11 protein-coding genes are annotated in these 12,576 nt (G+C 46.9%); 1 reads left to right on the forward strand and 10 read right to left on the reverse strand.

Annotation, left to right across the window (positions count from 1 at the left end; translation table 11 throughout):
* From artQ to NFHSH190041_RS11960, 9 genes are all read right to left on the reverse strand, one after another.
* Entirely contained in the window at window positions 1-669 is a 669-nt protein-coding gene (artQ, locus tag NFHSH190041_RS11920; protein ID WP_261922053.1) for an arginine ABC transporter permease ArtQ, read from the reverse strand.
* 21 nt (window positions 670-690) lie between these two features.
* Window positions 691-1,422, reverse strand: coding sequence for a transporter substrate-binding domain-containing protein (locus NFHSH190041_RS11925; RefSeq protein ID WP_261922054.1), 732 nt, complete (start codon window positions 1,420-1,422; stop codon window positions 691-693).
* A gap of 24 nt (window positions 1,423-1,446) precedes the next feature.
* Entirely contained in the window at window positions 1,447-2,178 is a 732-nt protein-coding gene (gene artP / locus NFHSH190041_RS11930; RefSeq protein ID WP_261922055.1) for an arginine ABC transporter ATP-binding protein ArtP, read from the reverse strand.
* A gap of 44 nt (window positions 2,179-2,222) precedes the next feature.
* Window positions 2,223-3,161 carry a DMT family transporter gene (locus NFHSH190041_RS11935; RefSeq protein WP_261922056.1) on the reverse strand — a complete coding sequence of 313 codons (939 nt, stop codon included), beginning with the start codon at window positions 3,159-3,161 and terminating at the stop codon, window positions 2,223-2,225.
* A gap of 152 nt (window positions 3,162-3,313) precedes the next feature.
* Entirely contained in the window at window positions 3,314-4,318 is a 1,005-nt protein-coding gene (argF, locus tag NFHSH190041_RS11940) for an ornithine carbamoyltransferase (protein WP_261922057.1), read from the reverse strand.
* Between the two features lie 57 nt (window positions 4,319-4,375).
* Window positions 4,376-5,320: a carbamate kinase gene (gene arcC / locus NFHSH190041_RS11945; protein WP_261922058.1), complete on the reverse strand. Its 945-nt coding sequence runs from the start codon at window positions 5,318-5,320 to the stop codon at window positions 4,376-4,378.
* Window positions 5,321-5,346: 26 nt separating this feature from the next.
* Window positions 5,347-6,567, reverse strand: a complete 1,221-nt coding sequence (locus tag NFHSH190041_RS11950) for an arginine deiminase (protein ID WP_261922059.1) — start codon at window positions 6,565-6,567, stop codon at window positions 5,347-5,349.
* A 259-nt stretch (window positions 6,568-6,826) separates the two neighbouring features.
* On the reverse strand, window positions 6,827-8,059 hold the full coding sequence (locus NFHSH190041_RS11955) for a serine/threonine protein kinase (protein ID WP_261922060.1): 1,233 nt from the start codon (window positions 8,057-8,059) through the stop codon (window positions 6,827-6,829).
* A gap of 1,441 nt (window positions 8,060-9,500) precedes the next feature.
* Window positions 9,501-10,718, reverse strand: a complete 1,218-nt coding sequence (locus NFHSH190041_RS11960) for a bifunctional alpha/beta hydrolase/OsmC family protein (protein WP_261922061.1) — start codon at window positions 10,716-10,718, stop codon at window positions 9,501-9,503.
* Between NFHSH190041_RS11960 and NFHSH190041_RS11965 the strand changes: the two genes are divergently transcribed.
* The gene (locus NFHSH190041_RS11965) at window positions 10,717-10,932 is read left to right on the forward strand and encodes a hypothetical protein (protein ID WP_261922062.1); all 216 of its coding nucleotides are present in this window, start codon (window positions 10,717-10,719) and stop codon (window positions 10,930-10,932) included. The two genes, NFHSH190041_RS11960 and NFHSH190041_RS11965, sit on opposite strands and share 2 nt — an antisense overlap.
* 527 nt (window positions 10,933-11,459) lie before the next feature.
* Here NFHSH190041_RS11965 and NFHSH190041_RS11975 read toward each other — a convergent pair.
* Window positions 11,460-12,560: a glycerol dehydrogenase gene (locus tag NFHSH190041_RS11975; protein ID WP_261922063.1), complete on the reverse strand. Its 1,101-nt coding sequence runs from the start codon at window positions 12,558-12,560 to the stop codon at window positions 11,460-11,462.
* Window positions 12,561-12,576 lie beyond the last annotated feature (16 nt).

Genomic DNA, 12,576 nt, shown 5'->3' on the forward strand with positions numbered 1-12,576 from the left:
TCAGGCTTCTCCCCGTTCATGGCGGGTCACATACCAGTTCATCCGCTTCAGGCCGTACTGGCTAATCAAGGTGATCAGCAAATAAATCAACGCCGCACAGGAAAACCAGGTAAAAGGCTCCCAAGTGGAAGAGGCGATAATCTGGGTCTGTTTCATCAGGTCATTGACCCCAATCAGTGACACCAGCGCCGTATCTTTTAGCAATACCAGCCACTGGTTTCCCATAGCCGGTAAGGCATGACGCCATACCTGAGGCAGTAACAGACGAAAGAAAATTCCCAGTCGCCCCATCCCCAGCGCAAGTCCTGCCTCCCACTGTCCTTTGGGGATGGCCAGCAGGGCACCGCGCAAAATCTGCGACACATACACAGCAAAAATGCTGCTTAGGGCCAGCACGCCACAGAAAAAGGCACTGATCTCCACAAACTGCCCGGTTAGCAGAAACAACACATGGCTGGAGCCGAAATACACCAGCAGCACAATCAACAACTCCGGTAAGCCGCGCATGATGAGGATATATCCCCGGGTCAGCATACTTATCCAACGTACCGGGGTTGATTCCAGTAGCGCCAGCACAATGGCCATCACCAAGCCCACCAGCGCCGAGGTGACGGCCAACCCGATGGTCAGGGTCGAGGCCGACAGTAATAGCAGTAGAAAATCAGTCACATTCCCCTCCCCGCTATCCGTTTAACGAAACCAGCGCTGGTAAATACTATCGTAGGTGCCGTCTGCAACGACCTGCTCCAGCGCCTGGTTCAGATCATCCCGTAACTGCGGATTATGCAAATTTACGGCAATGCCATAGCCACGACCAAAGTAGGACACATCCTTCACCACCTCACCCACCGCGCCGTAAGCGGCAGCTTTGGTCAGCCAGGCATTGATCACCGCCGTGTCACCAAATACCGCATCCACCCGGCCGTTCTGTAAATCAATAAAAGCATGCTGCACACTGGTATAAGAAGCTGTCTGCTGGCGGGGGAATTTATCGTGGATGTATTTTTGGTGGGTGGAGCCGTTCTGAATGCCCACCTTCAGTCTGGCCAATTGGCTAATATCGCTAAAACGACCCTTTTTCGCCACAAAGACTGCGGCATTGTCATAATATGGCCGGGTAAATAGCACCTGTTTTTCCCGCTCTGCGGTAATGTCCATGCCGGAGATAACCGCATCAAACCGCCGGAACTTTAAGCTGGTGATCAAGCTGTCAAATGACTGGATATGGAAACTGCATTGCCGTTTAAGTACCTGACATAACGCATTGGCCAGATCCACATCAAACCCTATCACCTCATTTTTTTCATTGGTAAATTCAAACGGTGGGTAAGTAGCCTCCATGGCAAAGCGGATTTCTTTCGCCTGAGCGCTGACACAGTACAGCAGTGCTCCCAGGATGATAATCATGCATCCCCGATTCATAACCGGCTCCTTCATATTGCTTTTTTATTGGAATAAATAGTTCGATAAATCAGCAGTTTTCGGCTGAGATAAAATAGAAACGTCACCCTGTTCAACCACCCTACCGGCTTCAAGAAAGACCACGGTGTCGGCCACTTTACGGGCCAAAGCCACCTCATGGGTTACGATGATCTGGGTGATCCCTGTTGCACTGAGTTCCCTGACAATTTCGGCAAACTGCGCCGTCATTTGCGGATCTAACGCCGCAGTCGGCTCGTCATACAGCATCACTTTGGGGGACATCATCAGCGCCCGGGCAATTGCCACCCGTTGCTGCTGACCACCGGATAACTGCACCGGATAACGGTGCTCTAAATCATGCAGCCGCAAGCGCAGGATCAGTTCCATGGCTTTTTGCTCTGCCTGCTGCCGGTCCACCTTCAGCACCTTGCAAGGCGCCTCGATCAGATTCTCCAATACGGTAAAATGCGGCCATAAGTGATATTGCTGAAACACCATACCAACATCGGTACGCAGGCGGCGCACCGCATCGGCAGCGGGTTTTTGACTGAAATTAAACTGGTGTTCTCCCACTGTGTATTCCCCGTCTGCGGGCATTTCCATCAGATTAAACACCCGCAGCAGAGAACTTTTTCCAGCGCCACTGGCACCGAGCAGGGCGATCACTGCGCCGGCAGGTGCGCAGAAATCAATATCAAACAGGGACTGTGATATGCCGTAAAAACAATTGATTCCCTTCAGGTTAATCTCACTCATAACCGGCACTCTTCTCCATCAGTTTAGGAACGTCCTTAACACTATCAGGCTACCTTGATATCAACCGTTTTTTTATTCAGGTGTTTTCTCACGGCGCCCACCGCCATTTCACAGGTGCCGCCCACGATAATCAAAATACCGCCAATCACCTGCATGGCAGACAAAGGCTCGTGGAAAATCACTATGCCGATAATAGAGGCCACCACACACTCCCAGTAGGAAATGGTGGCAAATTCCACCGCCAGCAAATTCTTGGTGGCAATGGTGCATAAAGACAGGGCGCCAAAACCACATACAACACCAATACCTATCCACCATGCCCAATCACTGGCAGTCATTTGCGCAACAGTGGGCTTACTGAACATAAACATGATGCAAATGGCAATAAGGGCAAAAAAGAAGTTCCAGAATGAACGCACATCACCCGGCACATCCTGACGAAAACGGCCCAGAAACAGGAAAAGACCAAAACCCACACCGGACGCCAGCGCCAGCATATCCCCGGCAAAAGTGGCTTTATTAAAAGTAATACCGAAGGAAATACCACCGTCATTGAACTTAATCAATCCCACAATCAACAGCATACCCACAAAGACAATACCGATGGAAAACATGGTGATAGGCTTAAATGGCTCTTTTAAGAAAATAATAGCCAACAGAGTCGAAATAATGGGGCCCACATAGATAAAGAACACGGCATTGGCAATAGTGGTCATTTGGGTCGCTGCTATATAGGCTGAGAGGCAGGCTCCCATAAATAAACCACTGAACACCATAGCCGGGGACAGACGGTATTTCCTCAGATCTCGGATACGGCCAAGGCCCAACAAAATGAAAAAGAACAGCAAAGCACCACAAAACATACGGGAAAATGCAATTACATCTCCCTGAGCATTAATATGGCGGGCAAAAAAACCCACAAATCCCATCAGTGTTGCCGCGCCAAACGCAGCTAAAAATCCAATTGTTTTTGTCTTGTCCATCTCTACATCCTCAGCGAATACCAATTCCATTAATCACTTGTTTGAGTATCAAGCCAATGATTTAAGAGAAATGTTTATTATCGAAAGTAATAGAATTGGCATAATCTACAGAAAAAGATGCTAACCTGAGTCAGGTTAGCATCCGATCAAGGCTATGCTCCCAGAGTCGCGACCATCACAGCCTTGATGGTATGCATGCGGTTTTCTGCTTCGTCAAACACGATAGAGTGATGAGATTCAAACACTTCATCAGTAACTTCCAGACCCTTCATGCCGTAAGCTTCTTCAATTTCCTTACCCATGGTGGTGTTTTCGTCGTGGAATGCTGGCAGACAGTGCAGGAATTTCACCTGTGGGTTACCGGTTGCCTTGATAACATCCATGTTCACCTGATATGGCGTCATCACACGTACACGCTCAGCCCAAGCTTCTTTTGGCTCACCCATGGAGACCCATACATCGGTATAGATGAAATCAACCCCTTCAACACCAGACTTCACATCTTCAGTCAGGATGATCTTGGCACCGGTTGTTTCAGCGATATCCAGACACTGACGAACTAACTCTTCGTTAGGCCAGAAAGCCTTAGGTGCAACCAGACGGATTTCCATACCCATTTTCGCAGCGCCAACCATCAAAGAGTTACCCATATTGAAGCGGGCATCACCCATGTAAGCAAACTTCATCTTGTTTAATGGGACGCCTGGTAGGTGCTCCATCATGGTCATAAAGTCAGCCAGGATTTGAGTTGGGTGGAATTCATCAGTCAGACCGTTCCATACTGGTACGCCGGCATACTGACCCAGCTCTTCAACGATTTCCTGACCAAAACCACGGTATTCAATCCCATCATACATGCGGCCCAGTACGCGCGCTGTGTCTTTCATGGATTCTTTGTGACCAATTTGAGAGCCGCTGGGGCCGAGGTAAGTCACTAAAGCGCCTTGGTCAAATGCTGCAACTTCAAAAGCACAACGGGTACGGGTAGATGTTTTTTCAAAAATCAGCGCAATGTTCTTACCCACCAGTTTCTTCTGCTCAACACCGGCATATTTGGCCTTTTTCAGATCAATGGACAGATTCAGTAGGAAATTGATCTCAGCAGGGGTGAAGTCCAGTAGCTTGAGGAAGTTTCGATTTTTCAGATTGAAAGCCATGATATAAATCCTTTTTATATTAAGTAATTAACTAAGTAAGAAAAATGGGAAAGACAATTACATTTTCAGCTTATAAATGCTCTGAGTCTGAGACTTATCCATAATTAGGGTGCCACACTCCCCTTTTAAGATATCGGCGCCATCGGTCAGACAACCGATACCCACCTGCCCTTTAGTGGCATTAACGAATTCACAGGCAGCGGTGATTTTAGGGCCCATGGAACCCGCATCGAACTCCATTTCAGCCAGTGTTTCTGGGTGAGTAATGCGCAGCGCTTCTTGCTGCTCAGTGCCCCAGTTCAGGTATACAGCGTCAGCATCAGTCAGAATCAACAGGGCATCAGCGTTAATTTGCTTGGCCAGGAATGCTGCGGACAAATCTTTGTCGATAACCGCTTCAACACCGATCAGTTTCTCATCCTGACGCGTCACCGGAATACCACCGCCACCGGAACAGATCACCAGGTTGCCCTGATCAATCAGCTGACGAATGCTATCAGATTCAACAATGTTCAATGGCTTAGGTGACGGCACCACGCGACGGATGTATTTACCGTCATTCTTGAACTCCCAACCTTTGTCCAGCGCCAGCTGGTCTGCTTCGGCTTTGTCATACACAGGGCCGATATACTTGGTTGGCATCAAAAACGCAGGGTCTTTGCTGTCTACTTCCACCTGGGTCAGCATGGTCACAACAGGTGTGCCTGGCAGAATATTTTGTAACTCCTGCTGCAGCATGTAACCGATCATGCCCTGGGTTTCAGCCACGAGGATATCCAGTGGATAGGGCTTCACTTCTTTGAATGCTGAATTCTGCAGGGCCAGCAGACCAACCTGAGGGCCATTACCGTGCACCAATACTACGTTCCAATCCTGAGTCATTTTGGCGATAGCTTTGGCCGCACAGCAAACGTTAATACGCTGAACATCGGCTTCCAGAGGCTCACCGCGACACAGTAGTGCGTTACCGCCCAGTGCCACGACTACAGTAGGTTTAGTCATGATTTTTTCCTTAAAAATTAACTGAGTTAGATTCCATCTCGTTCGATTGGGCAGCTCATACAGCGGGCGCCGCCACGGCCGCGGCCTAATTGCTCACCGGCAAAGCTCAGTACTTCAATGCCTGCTTCGGTGTATTTCTCATTGGTTAAGGTGTTGCATTCGTAGCCGATAACCACACCTGGGCGGATAGTCAGTACGTTGTTAGCATCATTCCACTGCTCACGTTCCTGGCCGTAGATGTCACCGCCGGTGGTGATGATCTTGATGTCACTCAGTGACAGGGCAGACATAATGGCTTCGCGGTAATTACGCTCTTCTTTCACCTGCAGGCCGTCGCCAACGCCCGGAGTCAGCGTCCAGGCACGGGTGTTTTCATTAATAACCGCAGGGTAAACAGAGAACACATCCACATTCAGCTGGGTCAGTACCGTATCTAAGTGCATACAAGCGCGGTCTTTTGGCAGCTCCAGTACCACAACTTTTTCTGCCTGGCCGGTTCTGAACAAAGCACGGCTCAGCGCTTCAATACCTTCTGGCGATGTCCGCTCAGACAGACCGATTAATACCGCACCGCGACCGATAACTAACACGTCACCGCCTTCAATGGTGGAATTATCGTAATTAACGCTTTCATTACCGAGGTAATAATTAAACTCTTGGCTAGCAAATAATGGATGCCAACGGTAAATCGCTTTTAAATTGTTTGATTCACGACGACGAACCGCTTTTGCCATTGGGTTAATTGATACGCCGTTATATATCCAGCATGATGTATCGCGGGTAAATAAGTGATTAGGTAAAGGCTTTAAAATAAAGTGTTCCCAATCGTAAGAATCAAATAAAGGCTTGAAATACTGATCTGGAATTTCTTTAAATGCCAAGCCACCAATTAAATATTTTGCAATCACATCCTGAGGTAATTCATTTAGCCAGGATTTAATGCTTGATGCCAAACTAGCACCGAGGCGGAAGTCACTCAGCTGTTGGTTGAACAACCACTCACGCGCTTCAGGAATTGCCAGGGTATCGCCCAGCAACTGGTTCAGATACAGCACGTTAACGCCTTGCTGCTCGAGGATGCCAGCAAATTGCTGATGTTCTTCAGCCGCCTTGGTAACAGACAGCACATCATCAAATAATAACTCGTGGCAATTTGATGGTGTCAGGCGTTCAAACGCTAGACTGTCATAGTGTAATAACACACTTCTTAATTGGCCGACTTCCGAACCCACATAATGTTTAACCATGATCTATTCTCTTTCTTATATGATAAATTGAATATTTACAGGATTAACTCGTTGAGAATTAAGTTTTCACTGCTGACTCGTTCTACAACCTTTGACTCTATTTTGCCCAATATGGGGTTGGTTAATATCGAATTTACGCTTTCAACCTACGAATTTCTGCCAACAAATATTAAGTTTGAACTAGGTATTTTTAATAAAAAAGGCCTCTTGGAAAGAGGCCTTTAATATTATATCTCAAGGGTGTTAATGAACGCTTAGATTAATATTCCCAGTGTTCAACATTGTGAGTGCCGGCGAATTGATTGCTGAAGTAATCTTCACAAGTACCTTCACGGTGTACGTCAGCTGTTGCACAGTGCAGACCACCACCGAAGGCATAAGCGCCACGCAGATCCACAGGGATAACTTCAAAGCCCAGTCTGTCGAACTGTTCCATTTGCCCAGTTTCTGAAGCTTCAACACACACTGTTTTGTGGTCAAGGATCAGGGTGTTCATGGACAACCAAGTGCTTGAGTAGCACAGTGCTGGTGGCTCATCCCAAGCTGGATTAACAGCTTCAACGATTTGCCAATCGTTCTTCTCGAAGATTTCACGCTGACCTTCGAACAGAGGACGATGTGGGTTCAACAGCATCAAACCTGGACGCAGAGGACAGAAAGTAGCGTCGATGTGGATTGGATGGTTGTCTTTGAAGCTTAAGGTATGAACGCGGAAACCTTGTGGCTCATACTTACGCTTGATCCAGCGGATACCAGCCAGGTTAGTGGTCAGACCGTGCTGAACAAAGATATCTTTACCCAGACGCATTACGTCAGCAGCATCGAACAGGATATCAGTTTCTTTGGTTGAGTACTCTTTACGGCAAGAACGAGCCATAGTCTCTTCGTCAGACAGATACTCGTAAGCTGCTACATAGTCCATACGGAAGCTGTCATCAGACAGACGTGGGCGTGGAGCTTGTTCGATCATACACTCAGGGTCAGATTCGAAGTATTCACGCAGCAGGTCAACATACGCCAGATATTCGAAGTAGCGGCTACGGAAGCTCATAGGCGCCATCAGAATGCTCTTGCCCATAGTCAGTAAACAGTCACGAGGAGGCATTACACCGAAACCAGAGCTGATGGTGAAATCAGGAGTGGTGATACGTTGGTGCCAATCAACACCGCCTGGACGGTCAACGATAATGCCACGCTTTCTCAAAGTATCTGCAAAACCATTCAACAGCTCGTTGGCTTCATCGATACTTTCCTGAGTACGACGACCAGCTTTACCACCACGCATTGGAGAGTCAGCTGGGATTTTTTCATTACTGGCAGGACAGGCTTCTGGAATATGCTGGTTATCAGCAATACCAACGATAACGTGCTTCAGTGGATCGAAGTCGTTATAAGATTCAACTTTCAGCCCTGGGCGAACAAAAGGAACACCGGATTCTTTGCGTTGCAATGGCAAGGATGCATTAGGATATAAATCGTTAGATACACTCATTTAAAGCTCTCCAAACACGAAACATCATGACAAATTAATTGAGAGATATTTTTTATTATTTATTCCAGCTAAGAAATAAACATATTAATACAAGATAAAATATCTATTTATGTTGGACCAAATAATATTAAAATATGACAATATAAAATTGAAATGGTTTTATCGCTCCCTTTCAATGTCGACTATATTCCTCCCATTACCCTCAGGTTAATATCGAATTCTTGCCAGAAACTGTCGAAAACCTGCCAACGACATAAGTAACTGTTATTTAAAGAAAACACACCAAAAAATATGAACAAATCTCAGTTTTACTGCGCATTTTCGCTCAAATAAATTCTGACTTCACTTTTAAATTAGGGTTTTCTGCAGTGAATTTTCGAAAAACTGCCAGTAGCAAAACCATTATTTTTTATTAGTCATTAATTTTTAGACTAACAATATTCACTCGGCATTTAAATACCGAAAAACTTATTTATTAATAGCATTGATTTTGGCCTAAACTTAATCACTTATTGCATAGTTAAATAATATGCATATTTATAATTACCGGCAGATATTGGCTTGAATTCGCGGATTAAGCAAAGCGTAAATACCCTATTGCTCAGCGCACCCGACCCCACAACTACCCGCCAGACACCCAACATTGACCAGCATGGGTATGCTGTACTCTCAGCGCCCGCGTTTGAGCCGTCGAGTACAACCTAATATGCGTAATTATGCAGTTTCAGTGGGATATTCTCAGCGCAACAAGGTTTAAACCGCCCACAATGACACCGGAAAGCGGCCTGTAATCTAACTAGCTCACTCGTAAGTATTGGGAGCAGGTGACAAGCGTGATACTCACCCCCGTAACCACTTAGAGCATAAGAATTCTGGACAGACAAGGTTATTGGGCAACAGGGACAAACGGACAACTAGTGCGCCTAGCGATTAACTGCACGCTATTTTCCGCTTGTCATTTAACTGCTAATAGCCAAGCCTTTCGGGTCTGTTGACCTTTCAAGTTTGTTTTTACCCCGGTTTGTGGATGCTTCATACAAAACAGAGGCTTTGATAGATAGTTGCGCTACCTGATAAGCCGATAACGCCGTAGAAAGGAGACTTAAACGCTGCCAGACGGGTTCGGCTAAAAGCGTTTTACGCTTTGTTTAGCGGTTCTTGCTTAGATAACCAGGCGGCAAACCACTCGCTGCGATTTAAACGCTTTTATCTCGAACAAAATTTAATCACGAAAACAGACCCTGCTTCTGAGCAAAATTGCTGTTGTGTATGCTTGGATAACAATTTGCATAACAGCTTGGATTAAAGCTGACATAAACACTGGATTCATAGCTTATATTACAGCTTAAATAAGAGCTTAAATTAGCCCGTTAGTCGTTCTTTGGGTAACTGCCTGACCGAGTCATACTCAGCGACATCAGCTAAGCAGTTACCCATATGATTATTCTGCGCTGTCCTCTGGCTCAGTGGTAATATTTAAACGGCCACTGAGGGTCTTATGCACCGGACACAGATCTGCAATTTCCAACAGCCGCTGACGCTGTGCATCTGTTAAGTTACCAATCAGGCGGACTTTGCGGGCCAGAACTTCCACCCGGGAATCGGCTTGATCACAATCGCGGCAATCTTCGCCATGCTGGCGACTATGTTGTAGCGTCACAGTCACATCCTGCAAATCTAGCCCCTTACGATTAGCATACATTCGTAACGTCATAGAGGTGCAGGCCCCTAAGGATGCCAACAGCATCTCGTAAGGATCCGGCCCCAATTCATCCCCGCCAACTTTGCGCGGTTCATCGGCCAGCCACTGCTGATCATCCGTGACAATAGTGCGAGCAAACTTATGGTTATATTCATAAACGGCCACCTGCCCGGCGGCGGGTTTCACCAGGGGCGTGGTCGATTCAGCCATTTGTTTGAGCGGTAAATAACGGCTGGCCCAGGCAGCAATAACGCTCGCAACATAAATAGCATCATCTTTATTGGTCAAAAGATGGTTGGCATTATCCAGTGAGACAAAACTCTTGGGATGTTTAGCCCGCTGATAAATCTTTTCCGCTTGAGCAATCGACACTAAATTATCCACCGGAGAGTGCATCACCAACAGTGCCGCTTTGAGCTGCTCAATATCCCGGTTTTCCTGGCGGATATCATCCAAAAATTGCTTTTTAATGGTAAATGGCCGCCCCGCCAGAGACACATGCGCTTCCCCCTGTTGCTCAATTTCAGCCACATCGGCGGCAAACTGCTTACTGACATGGTCCGGATCTGCCGGGGCGCCTATGGTAACCACCGCCGTCACTTCAGGGATTTGTCCCGCAGCAGACAATACTGCCCGTCCCCCGAGGCTGTGCCCCACCAGTAGGGAGGGAGCCTGATATTCCTTACGCAGATAATCAGCCGCAGCGACTAAATCCGCCACATTGGAAGAAAAATTACTATTGGCAAAGTCCCCATCACTACTACCAAGCCCGGTAAAATCAAACCTTAGAACTGCAAAGCCTTTTTCCACCAAAGCCTTAGAAATGCGACTGGCTGCCACTGAACTTTTCCCACAGGTAAAACAATGGGCAAATAAGGCAACCCCCTGAGGTGGGGATGATGGCTGCTCCAGCAAACCTGACAGCATAAGTTCACCACTGGGAAATGAAACCTGCATGGAAAAACGCCTCCTGACGGATGGTATGACTGAAAGAAATCAGACCGTTGAGGATTACGCTATCTCACAATGCCAAGTGCTATTGCACCGCGAAACCATTAACAGTCCAGAATTGTCCAGCATGTTCCATCCTGAGCGGTACAACAAGCCATTATCTGCCCCTTATCTGTTAGCGATTGAAATAGCAAAAGAAATAGTTTCTAGGGCGTGTTGACCTTTCGAGTTTGTTTTTGCAGCGATTTGAGGCTTCTTTATACAAGGCAGAGGCTTTGATAGGTAGTTGCGCTACCTGATAAGCCGATAACGCAGTAGAAAGGAGCCTCAAACGCTGCCCGCAGGGTTCGGCTAAAAGCGTTTTACTCTTTGTTGAGCGGTTCTTGCTTAGAATAACTAGGCGACAAACCTCTCGCCGCGATTAAAACGCTTTTATCTCGAACAAAATTTAATCACGAACCGTCAACACGCCCTAGGGTCTGTTGACCTTTCATGCTTGTTTTTGCAGCGATTTGAAGGGGATTTATTCAAACCAGAGGCGTTGAGGTGACGTTGCGCTACCTGATAAGCCGATAATGCAGTAGCAAGACGCCTCAAACGCTGCCAGCTCAAAACGCCATGCTAAAACAAATACATTAACCTTCAGTGAGATTGCAGGCATAAAAAAGACAGCTCAGATGAGCTGCCTTTTCGTTAAATCCATTCAGGTATCGCGCGTGGCATACTGTTTATTACAGTTTCAGCCCATTACAACTGCTGTAAATAACGCTTACCCATATTGTCAGCGGTTAAGATGGCGTTATACACCTCAGTCACAGTCACACCGCCTAAGGTATTGTGAATGGTTTCACCTTCTTTACAGGCCGCTTCTGCCACTTTCATAATTTCAGCAGCATCAAACCGAGCTAAACCAATCTGTTCTAAATTGATTGGCAGCCCAACAGAGAGGCAGAAATCAATCACATCTTCAATTTCTTCAATCGGACTGTCTTCCAGGATTAATTGCACCAAAGTACCAAAGGCAACAATTTCGCCATGCATGGTTTTTTCACACGCTTCCAGCACAGTAAATCCGTTATAGATAGAGTGCGCAGCCGCCAGGCCACCATTTTCAGCCCCGACACCACTTAAATAAGTCGCCGCTTCCAGTACTTTTTCAAAGGCAGGCGTTACAACGCCCTGCTCTGCTGCCAATTTAGCTTTAAACCCGTAGTCTTTCAGGGTTTCATAACAAAGTTTGGACAGGGCAAAACCAGCCTGAGACACTGCGCCGCCAACGAGGTTAAGCGATTTAGAATTCAGACAGGTACGGGCTTCAAAATAAGTACCCAGTGCATCCCCCATACCAGCAACCAAGAAGCGTACAGGTGCTTTGGCAACCAAAGCAGAATCCACCAATACCAGATCCGGGTTTTTAGGGTAAAACAGGTATTCACTGAACGAACCATCATCATTGTACATAACTGATAATGCAGTACATGGCGCATCAGTTGCCGCAATGGTTGGCACAATAATGACTGGAATATTCGCAAAATACGCAACCGCTTTTACGGTATCAAAGGTCCGGCCACCGCCTACGCCTACAATGGCATCACAGCCGCTTTGCTCTAGCAGCTCTTGCAGACGGCGCACTTCTGACATGGTGCACTGGCCATTAAACTCTTCAAATCTGAGCTTATTTTGATCGCCCTGCATCCCCTGCAGTAATTTGTCCCGGGTCATATTCATTACAAACCCATCGGCAACCACGAAAAATTTTTGCCCCAGCGCCGCAGCATGAACATCCAGAGATAAAATGGCATCTACACCTTGAACATAGCGGGATGGCGCTCTCATTACTGTTAACATAATACGTTCCATATTC

Source organism: Shewanella sp. NFH-SH190041, assembly GCF_024363255.1.
GTDB lineage: Bacteria > Pseudomonadota > Gammaproteobacteria > Enterobacterales > Shewanellaceae > Shewanella.

Bases quoted from the DNA above. Each gene is read 5' to 3' on its own strand.
- argF (WP_261922057.1), bottom strand. From the start codon at position 4,318: ATGGCTTTCAATCTGAAAAATCGAAACTTCCTCAAGCTACTGGACTTC.
- NFHSH190041_RS11955 (WP_261922060.1), bottom strand. From the start codon at position 8,059: ATGAGTGTATCTAACGATTTATATCCTAATGCATCCTTGCCATTGCAA.
- NFHSH190041_RS11975 (WP_261922063.1), bottom strand. From the start codon at position 12,560: ATGTTAACAGTAATGAGAGCGCCATCCCGCTATGTTCAAGGTGTAGAT.
- NFHSH190041_RS11935 (WP_261922056.1), bottom strand. From the start codon at position 3,161: ATGGACAAGACAAAAACAATTGGATTTTTAGCTGCGTTTGGCGCGGCA.
- arcC (WP_261922058.1), bottom strand. From the start codon at position 5,320: ATGACTAAACCTACTGTAGTCGTGGCACTGGGCGGTAACGCACTACTG.
- NFHSH190041_RS11950 (WP_261922059.1), bottom strand. From the start codon at position 6,567: ATGGTTAAACATTATGTGGGTTCGGAAGTCGGCCAATTAAGAAGTGTG.
- NFHSH190041_RS11965 (WP_261922062.1), top strand. From the start codon at position 10,717: ATGGAAAAACGCCTCCTGACGGATGGTATGACTGAAAGAAATCAGACC.
- NFHSH190041_RS11925 (WP_261922054.1), bottom strand. From the start codon at position 1,422: ATGAATCGGGGATGCATGATTATCATCCTGGGAGCACTGCTGTACTGT.
- artP (WP_261922055.1), bottom strand. From the start codon at position 2,178: ATGAGTGAGATTAACCTGAAGGGAATCAATTGTTTTTACGGCATATCA.
- NFHSH190041_RS11960 (WP_261922061.1), bottom strand. From the start codon at position 10,718: ATGCAGGTTTCATTTCCCAGTGGTGAACTTATGCTGTCAGGTTTGCTG.